Consider the following 18,401-nt stretch of genomic DNA (forward strand, 5'->3'; position numbering starts at 1 on the left):
TTATGAAGGTATAAATATTTTAAATTATATTACTATATTTTATTTTGTTTTTTAAAATGCTTGAAATTCAAATTAATTTATCTTGTTTAATTTTCTTTTGAGCTGTTTATTTGAATTTTGACTAGTCAAATTAGCTTATCCTATGGAAAATAAATGCTTTTTGTTATTTTTGAATTTACTATATAATTTATAAATATTTAAAAATAATGTTTGACCCCGTTTTATATATATATATATATATAAACTGATGAAATAAATTTATTGATAGAAATTGAAATTATGTTTTAAAATCCACGGGCAAAATTTTAAATAGATAGCGAGGTAAAAATGAAAAAATCAAAAACTTTATCTAAAGCAGTTATTCTTGGAACAAGTCTTGCTGCTGCTGGACTTGGAGGTGTGATATTAGCACTTCATGAAGGTATGAAGAAAGATAAACCACTTGCATTCCAGAGAGAATTTGGTCAAGTTAAAGAGTTTGAAGCGGAAGTTTTAAATTTTCTTCAATCAACAATTAATCCTGAAACAAATGAATCTTCATTAAGCAAAGAAGCACAAGAAGAAATTTATGAAATCTTACTTGAAATTAAATTAAGCAAGGAAAATCCTGAAACTAACTCATTAAGCGCTCAAGAACTTACAAACAAACTTGGACGCGAATTTGCTTACACAAAACTTAAGGAAGCAATTCGTAATGGGTCACAAGAAGATGTTAAGGAAGCTTTAAATCAGATCACAAATGAAATTAAAGATCCTGAATTAAAAGAACAATTTTTACAAAATTCAAGAGATGTCATGAATTCAATTCAAAACGGTGATTTAAACAAAGAAGACAAAATTAAACTTGCAAACCAACTCAAAGAACAAAGTCAAAACGTTTTCGAAAAACAAAATGATATTATTGTTCCTGCACAAAATATCTTGTGAAAAATCAAAGACGAATTAGCTGCAAAACCTGAAAACTATAAGCCAGAAGATAAAGCTAAAGCACAAGCTATCATTCATGCATTAGAAGGTGCACTAGATCAAAACGTTTTATCTGCAGAAAACGTTTCTCAATTAACTGAAGCACTTGTTGACACATATAATGACTTAATGGACCTTAAAAAGGAAACTGAACTTGAATATCAAAAATATTTAAGCAAAAGTGAAGCAACAAAACAAAAAGTTCTTGAGTCAAAATTAAGTAATGAAGATAAAAATAAACTTTTAGACAAAATTAATGCTTTCAATGATCAAGCAGGTTCAAAAGATTTAGTTTATGCTAATAACAAATACGATGAACTTAAAGAACTTGAAAAAGCTTTAGATCAATTAGCTCAAGAAATGGATGATAAAAACAAAGATAATGATGTAATTAGAGAAGAAATCGAAACCATTTTATCTTCAGCTGCTACTTTAAGTCACCAAAACTTAAATAATACATTAGCAAATGAAATTGCTAAATTAAGAGAAAGTTTAAGCGATCCAAAACTTACTAAAGACCAACTCATTGAACTTAAAAAAGATGCTCAATCAAAAATTGAATATGCAAAAACTAATCAAAACTCAATCGATAGAACAAATGACTTAATCGATCGTGCAAATGCAAATCAATTAATCACGGAAGCACAGAAAAACGAATTAAAAGCTGAAATTGAATCAATTAACGGCGATGATCTTGCATCTCTTACTAAAGATGAAAATGCAAAAATAGATGACGTTATCGAAAAATTAACTCGTGCACAAAGAGTTAATGATGAATTAAATCGTCTTAAAGGAATTGTTGATGAAAAAATTCAAAGTCCATATGCAGATCACGAAGTTCTTAATGCTATTTTGTCAGAAATAGCCGCTTTACAAGATGAGACAATTAATCAATGAGATGATCTTGATAGCGAAAAAGATTTAACTTGAAGAGCAGAAGACAAAATTAACGAATTATTCGACAAACTCAGAGATGCTAATAAAAATGAACTTAAAAATTTAATCGCTAAAGGTCAAGAAGCTCAAAATAATCCTGATGTTGCACCTTCAATTAAAAATTCATTAAAAGCTCTTGAAACAATTTCTACTCCATTAACTAATGAATATTCAAGTGCAACAAATAAACAAATTGATCCAAAAATCAAAGAGTACAAAAAACTTTTAGATGATGCTAGATTAAGTGACAAAGTTTCGAAAATTAATAACGAAACAAATGCATTTAAAGATACAATCGCAGCAATGCCAACTGACAATAACAGAAATGACCAAGCTGACATTTATAAAGCTAAAATTGACAGCTTATTAAACCGTATCAATGTAATTCACTCAACACCAAATAAATCAAATGCACAAAAAGAAGAAGAAATTGATGCTCTTTATGAACAAATTAAAGCAATCGAAGCTTCTCAAAAAGATCTTCAAAGATTAATGGACGAGCAAAATGTTTTAGTAAACATTTTAAATGACCTTGACAATGATCCTGAAATCAAAAGACAAATTCTTTCAGAAGTAAATGAAGCAAATGCTCTTTTAGATTCACAAAACAATGTCTTTAGAAAACCAGGTGAGTATGATATTGATCGTGAAATCGAAAAATTAAAAGAACTTGAAGATTTAATCAAAGATAAAAAAGCAAAAATTGTTTCAGATCAGTACTACACAAAAACATTGAAACAAATTAATTCTGCATTCTCTCCATATCGTGACGGTGTTCTTCCAAGTGCTTTAGAAACTAAATTCAAAAATGAGCTTGAAAATCTTAAAGCAATTTTAGATGATCCTAACACAGATTCAAAAGCTTATGATGATGCTGTTGAAGCAATTAGAAATCTTCAAGCTAACATTCAAGCTGCTGCTGATTTAGAAAAAGCTCGTCGTGCTTTAAAAGATGAAATTCAAAGAACAGAAGACATGGGTCTTGGGACATATAAACCACAAGATCAAGTTGATGCTGCAAATGCTAAACTTGCAAAAATCGATGACTTTATTGCTAACCTTGGTTCTCCTTCTGTTGGTCCATTAGCATACGAAGAACTAAAAAATGAAGCTATGGCACAAAAAGATGGTCTTCAAATTGCTCAAGAAAAAGCTAAATTTGACAAAGCGCTTGATAATCTTAAAAAATACATCACTCCATCAGAAGAAACAGATTCTGAACTTTCAAAAGAATTAGAAGCTAAAATTACAGAAAATATTAAAGTTGCACAAGAAAAAGCTGAAAGCATTGTTGGCCCAATTAATGAAATCGAAAAAATCAACACAATCAAATTAACAGCTGAACAAGTAAAAAATAACATTCCGCTTGCTGCAAAATTAAAAGAAGCTCAAGCAAGATACAAAGAATTAACAGCAAAAGATCCAATGGATGAAGGTGATCAAATTATTGCGAACCAACTTAAAGATGTTATTGAAGCTAATTTGATGAATTTAGGTGATTCTCCTACAAAAATCAACGAAAAAATTGAGAATATTATAGCTGAATTAAACAAAATTCAAGCAAAACAAGAAGCTTTAGAATCTCTTAAAGAGTTTGAAAAAATTTATACAGATGCTGACTCTCCAAAAGCTATCTTCGCTGATTCTAAACAAAAATGAGATCAACAATTAGCAGAATTTAAAGAAAGATTTGCTGATCCAAATCAAAATTTAGACGAACTAATTAAACTTAAAAAAGATATTGATCGTGCTTTAAGTGAAGATCAAACCGAAAAAGATAGACTTGAAAAAGAATTAAAAGATACTTACAATAAAGCTGATGAACTTTACACACAATTAAAATTACAAAATCCTCTTAAAGATCCTAATAATCCATCAGAATTAGCAGAAAACTCAAAACTTAAAGGAGTTTGAGATGAAATTGCTGCATTAAAAGATGAAAGTGGTAATTTTGTTGATGGAGCAACGCCTCAAAAAATCGAAGAATTAATTGACAAAATGAGAATAGAAAATCTTAAAGACATTTTCAATAGTAAAAAAGACACTTTAGATAAAAGATTAGAAGGAATTCAAGGAATCGAAGGTCATACTGAACCAGTTGATTCATTAAAAAATAAAGTAAGTACAGCGGCTGGAGAATGATCGAAACTTGTTAATAATCAAGATACAGATCTGAATGAGCTTACCGAAGAACAACTTAAAGAATACATTCAAAAACTTGATAGTTTAGATTCGTATACCGAAGAAGCGAAAGCTCTTGTGGATGCTTATCCTAATTCAAAAAACCCTGAAGAGATTGACCAAGCTATTAATAATAACCTAATTGATCCAACAGATGGTGTAATTGATATCAAAGAAAAAACAAAAAATCTTCGTGATGCTAGATATGGTGCAAAAGAAGAAGAAGAGCTCCGTAAAGAAGTTCAAAGTAAACTAGATGCTCTTGATGAAGAGGTAAAATCAGAATCGAACTTACCTGATGATGCTTATGCTAAAGATCAACTTGCTGAACTTGATCAGTTAATTGATTCTAAAAAAGAAGCTTTAGCTGCAGCGAAAGGAAAAGACGCAATTAGAGCTATTGAAGAAAAAGCTACTAAAATTAAAGAAAACCTTGATGCTATCAAAGACTTTGCTAAAAAAGTTTATGAATTTTCTAATAAAGCAGACGAAGCAATTACACAAGCAGCTCCTGGTGATGCAGTTGCATTAGAAAACTTAAAAGCTAGATTTAAAGAAGATTTAGAAAAAGCGGCCAAAAAACAATACACAAATCCTGATTCAAAAGTTATTCAGGATCTTATAAAGAAACAAGAAAACTATTCTTCATTATTAAAATCAATTCAAGATTTTAATACCAAATACAACGCAACTAAAGATAAATTAAATAATTTAAATTATGGCGATGGTTTTGGTGTTATTTCAGGAATGAACTTCAAATTAAGTGATGATGCACAAGAAGAAAGTTTTAGTTCTTTAACAAAAGATGATGTTAAGACAAAAATGCTTGAATCTCTTGCTGTCCTTAAAACTTTCTCTGAAAATATCGATTATTCAAATACAGAAATTGATGTTCTTGACCTTAAAAAAGAACTTGCTCTTATTAATGTTTCGTTAAATAACTTTGATCAATTAGTAGATAAGCAAAAAGAAGCTCTTGAAAAAGTAAAAACTATCAGCGATGATGCTACAGCTAAAAAAGACCAGTTCCAAACATTAAATGTTAATGATAAATCTTTAATCGAAGATTATGGATATGAATTTGATAAAAAGAATGTCGGTGAAACCATTTTAAACTCAGGTATTGTTTCAAAACAAAATTCTGATAATTTACCAAGTGATAGCGTTGAAAATATTGAAAACAAATATAGAGAACTTCAATCATTAAATGCAAGCATTAAATCTAAAATTAATTCAGATAAAGCTATTTTAGATAACAAAACATTAGAAATTGATTCATTAAATGATGAAATCGTTAAACTTAATAATCAAATTACTTACCAAGTAAAAGAATGAGAAATAGCAAAAGAAAGAATAACCGAATTAGAGGCTCAAAACTCTTATACAACTGAAGATTTAACAACAAAAATTGAAAGTGCAAAACAAGCTGCTAATTTAATTAAAGAAGAAATTGTCTCAAAACTTACTACTTTAAAACAAAAAGAACAAGATCTACAAAATAAACAAAACGAATTAGAAAAAGCTTTCTATCAAATTCAATATGATCTTCAAAAATACAAAGAAAATTTAGATTTACAAAATAAACTTTCTGAAATATTATTTGAATACGCAACAAATCAAGTTGTAGATCAAAGATTATCAACCAAATCAAAAGCATTAGGATGAAAAAATCAAGTTTTAATTAATAAAGCAAATGATTTAGAATCAGAAATTGAACAAAAACAAGAATTATATACTCAAAGACAAGTAAAAATAAAAGCAGTTAAAGATTCTATCAATACTCTTAATAGTGAAGATGTATTACCAGTTCTTGTTTCTGATGCTACATCAAGTAATAACCAAAAAGCTCAAGAAAAATACAAACTCGCTAATGAAAAAATTAGTAATTTATATTTAGATATTCTTAAATACATTTCTAAAGCTTATTCAACTACACAGCTAGATGATTACAATAGTTATATCGATAGCGTTAATAAAGTTCCTAATTCATACAAAGCAATAGCAAATAAAATTTACGAATTAGAAACAAAAATTGAAGAAATTAAAAACAACGCAGACATTAAAGATAATTTACATATCAAATCTCTTGTTGGTCAAATTGAAAGTGAAATTAACTACATCAAAGGACAACTACAAGCGGATTCTAATAATTTATCTTCACTTTATCAAGCTAATACAGATCAAAACTTTATTAAACAATGAGATGATTTATTAGCTTTCCAAATCCGTAAACTCGCTTTCTATGAAAAATATGCTAATTCTCAAAAAGAACTAGATGATCGCAAAGATTCAAGTACAGCAGCAACTGCAGGTACAGTCCAATTCACTGAAGCTGAATGAAGACCACTTCAAAATATTCTTAATACTATTTTTGAAGAAATGTATTACACAAACTCATACTATAAAGAAGATGAATTAGAAAAAGATTTCGTTCAAAAATATTTAACAGCACAAAATGATACTTCATTTAAAACAGCTCTTGCCAACTCAATTCAACTTAAAGAAATCATCACCAAAGCACAAAGAATTTATGATGCCAGAAAAGTGATCAATGAAGATGGTGTTACAAAAACAAACGATACAAGAGAAATGAATAATCTTTACGATAAGTTAATTGATGAAATTACAAAAGCTCAAGCTCAATTAACTAATATTAATCACAATGAAATTTCTAAATCTCTTGAAATTGACAAAATTGATGATAGTTCAACAGGTCTTATAGCTCAACTTAAAGATCAAAAATTAAAAGAACTCAGAAAACAATTATCTTTAGCAAAAGATATAAATTCTTATTTAGAAAGCAACTATAACTTTGCAAATGGTCCAAAGAATCCTGATTTTAAAGCAAAAGCTGTTGATAAAATTGAAGATTTAGTTAATAATCCGTTACCAAAAGAAGAAGAGTTTATTACAAAAAGTAATGAATTAATTGAAGAATCTAAAACAGCCATTAAAGATCAACTTTATGAACTTTTTGAATACGAAAAGAAAGCGCTTAAAAATCTAATTGTAAAATCAAAACAATATGCACAAGTTTATAGTGGTGTTAGTTTAGGAGATGATCTTCAAAGCAAATCTACAGAGTTAGCTAAATTATTAAACGTTTCTAATGCTGACGTTGAAAAATTAATTCAGTTAATTAAACAAATTCCAGATCAAGGAAATTTTGATGTTTCGACATGAAATATAGAATCTGAATATTCAAGTCCAGCGCAAGATAAGAACTTATCTAAATATCAAGATAATGAATATGCTGATTATAAAGGTACAATTAGAAAAATTAAAGAGCGTAAAACTGATTTAAATTCAAAATATACTTACTTAAAGCAAACTACTACATTGAGACTTAAGAGTTTTAAAACAGAATTTGACAGTGTAATTAAAGAATTTGAACCAATAACGACTCAAGATGGTTCATCTAACTTAAGAACTATTCTTGATGATATGGAATTCAATTCTAAAAGTGGTGATTACCTAACTTCATTTTTAGATAAAAGTTCATATGAAACAAATACACAAAATGTAGATGGAGCTAGTCCATTAGTAGAACCAGATGATTCTGCTGATAAAGATAAACTTATTGATTCAAAAGATAAATTCTTAAAATTTGCTAACGCAATTTTAGAACAAAATAGCAAATGAAATAAATTAATCTTTGGAACAACTTCAAATGATGATAAAGCACTTAAAAACATCTACAAAAATTACATTGATCAAAGATCACAAATTGATAATTATCTTGACAAGTGATTAGAAACAAGACAATTAGATCAAAAAGATGCTATTTTCCAAAGATTTTTAGAATTATTTAATGTTCAAAAAGATCAAGCACAAAAAATTAAAACTAACATCTATTCAAACATGAACATGAGAGAATTAGATGATAGCAATTTAGAAACGCCATCAGCAATTTTAAGAAAAGTAAAAAGAGCATTACTTTCAGCTAAAACATTTAGAGATTGATTAAATAATCCAGTTAATAAACAAGAATTATTTGACTACTTATACAAAAAACCAGCTAATGATAGTACTTCATATCACTTCAATTACAATGATTTAGAATTAGTAGATGGAAAATATGCTGATGATTGAGCCGCAGAAATTAATAAAATTTCAAGTTTTGAAACAATTCAAATTAATGGCGAAGATAAAGATGCAATTTTAGTTAATGATACTCAACCATTTTTAAATCTATTCAAGAGATTTTCAATTGTTAAACAAAATCCAAAGATCTTTAATGGTGCAAATGTAAAAGTATATTTATACAAAAATAAAGACGCTGATTCAAAGATTTTAGAAGAAATTATTCAAGCTAACCCAAGTTATAAGAATGTTAAATATAACTTAATGATTAAATTCACTTGACCAGCAACTCAAAATCAAGACAGTGTATTTAATGATACTGGTGATGCGACTGTTTATTGAGGAGGTGTTGAGTCAAGATTCAAAACTTATTCAGAAATTAAAATTAATAACAATTGATTTAGCACAACAAAAGGCTTCTACAAAGGTGATTGATCTACAAAGATGTACGAAAATTGAAAAAATACATCAGTAGAAAATCTTCCTGGTGCAATTTTATTCGATTATTCAAAAGGTGGACTTACACCGGAAACAGCACCTGGTGTTATTGTTTCGGGATATAATGATTTACAATCGCTTTATAATGAACAAACATATTTACCAATGTATTCGGCAGCTAAAATTACTGAATTAAAAACTAAAACATTCAACATGAGCGATCCATTTGTTGGTTTAGATCCTAACTTAAGTGCAGCAAAAGCTAGAGTTCAAAAATACCCACATATAGAGCAAGCTACACAATGAACTAAAGAAGTTGAAAAATGAAAACGTACTTTAGATATCCAAAAAGAAAGAATTAACATCAATATTTCAGTTAAAAATAATAGAAACTTTACATACAAAGGCAAAAACTATGCTAAAAGTGCAGACCTTACATTCTGAAGATTATTACCATCAGATAACTATGGTTCACTTTCATACATACCTCACTTAATTGCTATTCCAGTTTATGATGTTAATAGTAAGAAAATGGGAATTATTCTTTGATTATTTCAAATTGTGCCTTCATCAAATGCTAAATACTTTATTGCTGGTATGCCTTGAGAAAATAGAATGGTTGCTTATGTATCTAATTCATATACATATTCAGATACTGATGCACAACAAAATTACACAAAATCATTAGAAATGGCTAAAGATGTTCTTTCAAAATATGTTAACAAAGATATTGCTTATAAAATTGATAACACAACTGGTGGTCCTAAATCAAAGACAGATGCGTTTTGAAATGTACAAGAAAGTGGAACATATATCACAAGTAAAAATTCATCTGGTGCTTCAAACAATGTAAATGATTCAGATGGAATGACTTTCGGCTCAACTGGTTTCGTTAATACATTTGACATAGACTATACAGCTAAAATTTACAAATCAGATCTTGAATTACAAAATAATGAAGAAGGAGGAAACTAATGAATAAAAAATCTAAAAAAATATTAGGTGGTTTATTAACTACTGCAGCTATTGCTGCAGCAGGAACAACCACACACCTTTTATTCGTTAAGGAAGGATTAGGAATGGATCCTGATTCGTTTCTTATTACTTTAGGACAAGGTTATGCTTCAATCAATAATATTGCTAATTCAGTCTACTTTAAAGGTAAACTTGGAGAGCAATTAGCAGAAAAGAGCAAAGAATATAATTCTGTTTTAAATGATAAAAACTTAACTGAAAAGGAAAAAATCGAAAAACTTTCAGAGATTATAAACTCTTTAGCTCAAGAAGTTTCTCAAAATATCACTCCAGATATGTCAAAACAAGATTTAGAAGCAGTTAAAAATCTTATTCAAAACCAAAAGAAACTTTTACGTGAATCAACACTTAAAAATAATTTTGATTTAGGCCCTACAATTGAACTTGAAAAAGCTTTCAATAGATATCAAAATGATTCTTCTTATGATCTTTCGCAAGCATTACAAAACTATCAAAATGAGCTACAAAAAAATTTAGAAAAACAAAATTTATATCTTCAAGATGCAGAAATTTTAATTAGAAAAGCTAATGAATTTAGTGATGAATTTCCTTATGAAAATCTTAAGAAAAATTTCCTTACTTCAGTAAATAGTTTAGATAGTTATATTAAAAGTAATGAATTTAGTTTGAATGAACTTGAAACAAAAGCCACAGTTATTCAAAATAAATTAAATGAATTAGAAGAATTAAAAGTAAGAGTTGATAAAAAAGTTACAAAAGGTGATGCTTTAGCAGAAAAAGCTAATGAAATATTAAACTCAATTAGTGATCCAAAAATTCAAAAAGAAATTCAAGATGCAATACAAAATTACTCACAAACTAAAGCTAATTTAAATTCTGAAGCAGAACTAGATGAAGCTATCAGAAATTTAGAAACCACTTTATTAAAAGAAAGTGATTACCGTAAGAGTCCGGAGGAATTAAAACAAGCGATTAGAGATTTTGTTAATACAGAAGATTTAGATATTTTTGACGATTTATTAAGAGAAAATGTTCCAAATCTTGATGAATTACCAAACGATGTTACAGAACTTGCGACAATCAAAAAACAAATTCACGATAAATACAACCAATTAAAAGTTTTAGAAGATGAATTTAAAGATGTTGAAGGAAAAATTGATGTTGCTTATGACAAAAAAATTCTTTCTGATATTGATAAATTAAAGCTAGACAATTTAGAAGAAAAATTCAAAGCTGCTCCTAACGTTAAAGAAGCTCAAAAAATATTAGAGCAAATGAAAAAAGATTACGAGAATGCTGTTAAAGACTCTAAAGTTATTATGGATGAACTTGATAATTTAAAAAATGATATTAAATGATTAAGTGATCAAGAAAATCTTAAAGATGGAATTAATACAGATTTAAATGAACTTTTAAATAAAATCGATGCAACAAATGAGATTGGAACTATTCCCGTAGCTCAATTAAAGGGAATTTATAAAGCATGAACACTAGATCTTAAAAATAAATATTTAGATCAAGTTCAAAACTTAAATGATCAAATTCAAGATCTTAAAGAATTATATTTAGATCAAACTAGTCCATATAATCAAGATATGCTTGCTCAAATTAATGATTTTCAAGATTTAGCAACAAAACTTTCTAACACTGATAACCCTATTACAATTAGAAATTTAAAAGATGCAATCGAAAAAATGAATGCATTTCTTGCTGTCAAACCAGTTATTGACAAATATATCGATACACAAGAACTTATTGATGATAAAAAACTTCATTTAAATGATGTTTTCAACGAAAACAATGATCCTAATTACGTTCCAGGTGAAGTTCAAAAAAATTACGAAAATAATCTTGAAAAATTAAGAGAAGAAGCTAATACTTTAAGGGAAAAATTAAATCCTGAAAATAAAGATGAAATTGCCGCAGCATTGGATGAAATTCAACGTAAAGTTTTAGAAAACACTGAAAAAGCTATTTTAGCTCAAAAATCTTTAGACGAAATTGAGCGTAGCGAAAAATTATTTGATCGTGCAAATACTTTAAGTAACTTGCCAAAAGCAGAAATGGACAATGTTCAAGCTAAAAAAGATGCTCTTGAAGCGGTACTTAATAATCCAAATGCAACAAAAGAAGAATTAGATAAAGCTTATCAAGATTTAAAAGAAGCAAATGATGCTTTAAATGATGCTATTTTAGCTGAAGAACAAAACCAAATGTTCGAAAATCTTAGACAAAAAATTTATGATACATTCCCTAATGCTGCATCAGGTGGAGTACTTTCTCCAATTGAACAAGCTCTTTTAGACAAATTAGAAAATGTTAAAGAAAATTATGCAAGAGATAGAAAAAATCCTGATAACATTGCGAAAACCAAAGAAGATTTAGCAAAATTAGAACAACTTTTACCATCATTAAAAGAGTTGCAAGATACTCAAATGCAAGCTTTAGAACCTGCTATTTCAAATTCAGAAAATTCACCATATAAAGGTGCTTATTCAAATGCTGCACTTCCTGAAGGATATGATGTTCAAGCTAAAATTGATGATATTGTAGGTAGAATTAATTCAGATTCTATTCCTGATACAAAAGAAATTTCATCAACAAATAATGAAGCATTAGATGCAACTAATAATATTAATGTTGCAACATCAAAAGATAAGTTAATTAAACTTAATGAACAAATTCAAGATCAATCAATTAGTAATCCAGCAACTCTGGAAGAAGCTAAATTAAACGAAGGTATTCAGGCAATAGATGCTTTTGTGCAAGATGTTCTTGCTAATAAAACACAAGCAAATGATGTTCTGCAGGCAGAGAAAAAAGTAGAAGCACTTAACCCGCTTGTTGAGCAACTTAAAAAAGCAAATGATTTAATACGTGAATTAGAAGCGGATCAAGGTGATACAGACAAAAATCAAAAATTAATTGATCAAATTAAACAAGCAATTGCAGAAAATGGAATTAATTTAGCAGATTCACCAAGTGCTATTGATAATAAAACAGAAAATCTTAAAGACTTTTTAGCTAAGGAACTAGCTAAAAAAGAACTTAATAACACAATTAACGATGAAGTTCAAAAATTATTAGACAAAATAGAAGATAAAAGTATTCAATCGGAAGTTGCTAAAAAACTAGAAGAGTTAAAAAATAGTGCAAATATCTTGATTGATTCTGAAAATGCTACTCCAGAAGATATTTTGGCTAAAAATGCAGAAATTCTTGAGGAGCTTCAAAAAGCTAAAGAAGAAATTCAACAAAACAAAGATGATTACCAAGCTAAAATTGATAAAATTGAAAACCTTAAACAACTTCTAGATCCTAAAAAGAATGCAAATCCAGATAATTACCCAAATTACATTGAAGCAATTCAAAGTTACGAAGATATTAAAGATTTAGGTTCAACTACCCTAAAAGATTTAGATGATAAACTTAAAGAAATTCAATTTGCTTTTGATAAAGATGAAGCAATTAAAGCTGCTAATGATCTTAAAGCAAAAGTAAATGATGCTAACACTCCTTTTGCTAATCCAACAGCAGATTCGCCACAGTCAGGTTATTTAACACTTAAAAATGGTGTTAATACTTACACACAAAAAGTTCTAGATGAATTGAATGATGAATCTAATAATTACAGCAACTATAACCCAAAGGAAGCACAAGAAAAAATTGAAGCAGCAAATGATCTTTTCACTGATCAAAAATCTGTTGCTGAAAGATTAGCTCAACTTAAGGAAAAATTAAATGAATTAAATTCTGTGCCTAATGATGATCGTGATTCTTTATGAGAAAGTAATCAAAATAAAATAGAATTAGATATAGCTAATTTAGAGAATATGCTTACCAATTCGATTGTTTTATCTACTGATGATAAATCAAATATTGAGAACAAACAAAATGAATTAAACAAAGCTTTTGAAGAATACAAAACATTCGAAATTAAACGTAATAATTTAATTGATAGAATCAATGATTTAAAAGATAGAACCAATGATAAAACAAGTGCATATGATCCAAAATTAGCAAAACAACTTAATGATGTTTACAACAAAATGATTGAAAACGCTAACGATGCACTTTCTGATGCTGATCTTCAAAGCATTGAAGAACAATTAAATACATATAATGATAAACTGCCAACAATCGCTTCTTTTGCTGAAAAAGTTAGTGCAGCATACAATTATATGAATAGTCCTGAAGATCCAAACGATAAAGACAATCCTAAACGTCCTACTTCACCTGAATTTACTGAACTTAAAAAACAAATTGAAAACTTAATTCAAGAGGGTGAAAAATTATCTAGTTCATCAGATGCAAATTCAGCTGAAATACAAACAAAAATTGAAGAAATTAATAAATTAGTTGAAAGAGCCGCTATCTTTGAATCAATTAATAAAATAATAGATGAGGCTCTTGCTGTAAATGAAAATATTGATTATTACACATATAATGGGCAAGATAGTGATATCAAAAAAGAAGAAGTTAAAAATTGATTAAATAGAATTCAGCAAGATGCATTTAATCAAACAGATACAGAATTATTAAGAAAAATTAAAGAAACAGCAAAAGCTGCTAAAGGTTTAGTAGATAAGTATAAAGAAATTTCAAGTGAAATTCAAACCTACAAAAATAAAGCAATTGATACATCTTTCAAAGGATATGATGTTGATGCTCAACTTTTAATTGATAATTTATGAGAAAATACAGCTAAAAAACCTTTTGATCCTAAAAATCCTAATAGCAGTTTAGAAGAAATTCAAAAATCTTTAGAGAAATTAGAAGTAGCAAAAACAAATGTTGCTCAAATCGATGCTCGTAGAGAAAAATTATATGATTTAATTAAAGCTTATAAAGAAGATTCTGTTAACGGTTTAAACAATTCAGAATTAAATAGTGAACTTCAAACTGCGCTTGAAAAGCGTGTAAATAATATTCTAAATAATAATGCAGCAAAATCAAAAACAAAAGAATCTTTAGACCAAGATATCTTTACTGATGAAGATGGTAAAGAAAAATTACTTATGCGAATATTACAACCTAACTTCATCAATCTTTCTAAAGCTGCTACAGAAGCAGAAGCAGAAATTTCAAAAACAGTTTCAACTGATAGCAAATTAACAAACAAATTAAATGAGCTTTCTGAAAATGTCAAAAAAGCAAAAAGAATGTATTCGACAGAAACAAAAGCTGTTTCAATTGATCAATTAACTGAAAAACTAAAAATAAATATTTTAGAAGTTAAGATCTTAATAGATTATCAAAATATTAAAGAAAAAATTAGTTCTTCAAGTATTTCGGAATCTGATAAAGCACCAATTGAAGCTTTATATTCTCAATTCGATTCGGAGTTTGCTGCTTTATCTGCAAACGAAAAAATTCCTACTAGCGATGAGCTTCAAGCAATTAAGAACAAATATCTAATTGATGCAACTTCATATCTTAGTGTCACAACTCCTTCTGATCATTTAGATCCTGTCAAAAATAATATTATTTTACAAGTATTCGAAGATACTAAAGAATTAAGAAAAATAATTAATCTTGCTAATGAATACTATAACGAAAGACAAAAAGAAGGTGATTCAAACATCATTGACACAGAAAAAGTTAAAGAGCTTTATAAAGAACTCCACACATTAATAGAACAAGCAGAAACTGAAATTGCTAAAAAACCAAATAGTGAAGATGCAAAAGCTCATAGACGTTATGATCTTCAAAATAAAATTGAACAAATTAGATTGGAAAAACTTAAACAAGCTAAAAGTTTACTTATTGAGACGGAAAAATTATATAATGAAATGACAGAGCTGGGTTGAACACCTTATAAAACAAGCAACTACGAAACTAAAGCGATTAATGATTTAAAATCAATTACAAAAGATCAATCTGGACAAGATAATAGTCAATTACCTGATAATGTAACAATTAAAGATGTTAACTTAAAAATTTACTACGCTAACAAAGAACTTAATAACCAAAAAAGAAAAATTTGAGAAGCGAAACAAAACAAATTTAACGATGAATATAAAAAATTAGATATTTTAGTTCAAGCATTTAACAATACAATCGCAAGAAGCGGAATAGATATTAAGCAAGAAGAATATGATGTTATAAAAACACTTAAAAATCAATTACAAGAGAGAGGAACTATCTCTTATGAAGATATTTCAAAATGAAATGAAGAATCATTTAATACAAGATATCCTTCAACTGAAAATAGTTCATATTCTTTATTTACGCAAGAAATTCAAATGATTCTTAAAGCTGGTATTACACAAATTGAAACAGCAATTAATACTTTTAATGCTATTTACATTGAAAATATGAAGAGTTTTATTGGCCAAGAACAAAATAGAACCAAAGGAATCATTAGAGATTTCAAAGAAACTATTGCTCCATTTATCAATTCTTCAGAATCTAATAAAGATAGCTTATTCAAACAATTAGGAATGGGTAAAGTAATCAATATTTTCAACAACACTTTCATTACCGCGTATGAAAAGTTTTTAGGTTCTACAACAGAAACAAACTATAATGATTTAATAACTAATACAGATCCTCAAGTAATGGTTAAAAATTCAACAGAATTAAATGACCTAAAAAAACTACTTAAAGATTTAGTTTCGCAAATTCAAGAAGACTTTAAAGATCTTTATACAATTAGAGCAAACTTAAATCAAATTATTACGGATTTAGATACTGATATTAATACAGAAAGAACAGCATATTGAGCTGCAAGAACTTTATATGCACAAGCTTATAATAAATTCAAAAATCTAGTTGATAATTTAGTTCCTGATTTCATGAACATAGGTTCAAAAACACCTGCAAACCCTGGTGAAACACTTGCTGAATTAAAAGCAAGACAAAAAACATATATTCAAGATAAATCACAAAATATTGTCACAACAATCAATGAAAGTAAAAAATTCTTTGATTGATTAGAAGATAACATTAATAATGAAGAGCTTTCATATCTAGTAACGCAAGCCAATTCAGATACTGATAAATTTGATGAATCTAAAAAATCTACTTTTGAAAATAAACCACGTAAATTACTTCTTTTAAATGAAGTTATTAATAAATATTTAGAAATTCAAGCAAAAGAAACAACAAGATACAATGAATTTACAAATAAAATTAATGTTTTAGGAAGTGATTCAGCAACACAAGAAATGGACATTACAACTTCCAGGGATCTTATGTCTCTGTTCAAGAAGTTTAAATTCTCTTCAATTGATTCTGGAAACATTTTTAATTTAGACAATTTTAGAATTATTCTTAAGAGAAGATCAGACAATACTTGATATGAACTAGAAGATCAAAATAATGATTATTCAAAAACCAAAGTAAAATTTAGTGTTGTTTATAAATTTACACCAAAAAATGCAGATAATTTTGACAATTTAAATGATATAGAATTTGCAAGTGATGAATTATCAATCAGTTTCAAAACTTCTTCTATTTTACAAATTCCTTCTGGAAGAAATATTTTTGTAACAAAAGACGAAAATGGGCAAGATGTATTCGGGCAAAATGCAAAACAATCTGTAATAAACATGAAAGATACAGGTTGATTCACAAGTTCTAAAACAGATGAACAGTTATTAAATGAATTCTGAAATGGACTGAGTGATAAAATCTTTGGTGGTCTTGGTTCTTCGCATGCTATTTCAATTTCAGATGAAGATTACCAAAAAGCACACAATGCAACAGATGCAAGCGAATTAACTGGAGCTGATGATAAAGTTGCAAAACTTATTAAAGAAGAAAAATTAGGACTTAAAATTTTAATACCTGTTTCTAATGCTTTTTCAGGTTCATGAACTAATATTATTGAATCAAATAATGGAAGATATAAAGTATATTTAAGTCCAGATGATAAAGAAATGATTGTTTATGGAATTTACCCAAGTAAACCAATTACTCAAGATGCACCTTATCCAACAAAAGATGGTATAGGTGATAAAGACTTACCTTTCAAACAAGCATATGGAAACTTATTTGTTGGTACAGATATTTATAAAGCAATGCCACAAGTTGAAGTATTTAAATGAGTGTTTAAGTTTGAAATAGACGAAACAACTAAAGAAGTTAAATCATATATTAAACATCTTGAATCTAGAAACTTTACAAAAGTTCGTAGTTTAATGGTAGATGGATATAATTCTCTTGGTTCAAATGATACAGACAAACAAGTATGATCGGCTGATAAATTTGCTGAATTTGTGCACAAAAACAATTTAGTATTTAAAGAAAATGATTCTAATTTAGAATTTAATGTGCCTTCTTCGACAGATTACAATAGTCTTAATAACTTTACAATCAACTACAATAATCAACCTGCCCTTAAATACATTTTAAACCCACAAGATAGTGTCTTTGGATCAACTACAACACGTAATAAACAGGATTTAAAAAGTGCTACTGATGATTTTAAATTCTTCCAAAGAGGAATAGATCGTATGGGTGGAACGTTGATAGAAAATGGAACAATTAAAACTTTAAACGAATTAAAAGCTGTACACTGACCATATAGTTCAGATGAAAATAAAGCGCATGGTGATGCTATTTCTAACATTTTATCAATTCCATATCAAAGTACAATCCAAGAATTTAAATTCCAAATCAAAGATTAGTCATTTAAATGCTATATTTTACTCAAAACACACTAGAATAGATTATTTCTAGTTTTATACAAAAAACACCTTTCCCTATTATTTAAGGAAGGGTGTTTTTTGTTGTAATAAAGTTGTCTTAATTAGCGCTTTTCTTATCGTTTATATTAAGGTCTTTTTAATGGTTTA

At 28.0% G+C, this 18,401-nt stretch carries 2 protein-coding genes; both read left to right on the forward strand.

From position 1 onward, the window contains the following. Positions 1–327 precede the first annotated feature (327 nt). The gene (locus EXC46_RS01965) at positions 328–9,579 is read left to right on the forward strand and encodes a coiled-coil domain-containing protein (protein WP_027333525.1); all 9,252 of its coding nucleotides are present in this window, start codon (positions 328–330) and stop codon (positions 9,577–9,579) included. After that, a complete protein-coding gene (locus tag EXC46_RS01970; protein WP_027333526.1) occupies positions 9,579–18,233 on the forward strand; it encodes a hypothetical protein in 8,655 nt (2,884 codons plus the stop codon). Before EXC46_RS01965 ends, EXC46_RS01970 begins: the two co-directional genes overlap by 1 nt. Positions 18,234–18,401: the final 168 nt, after the last annotated feature.

It is taken from the genome of Mycoplasmopsis glycophila, assembly GCF_900660605.1.
In the GTDB taxonomy this organism is placed as follows: Bacteria; Bacillota_I; Bacilli_A; order Mycoplasmatales; family Metamycoplasmataceae; genus Mycoplasmopsis; species Mycoplasmopsis glycophila.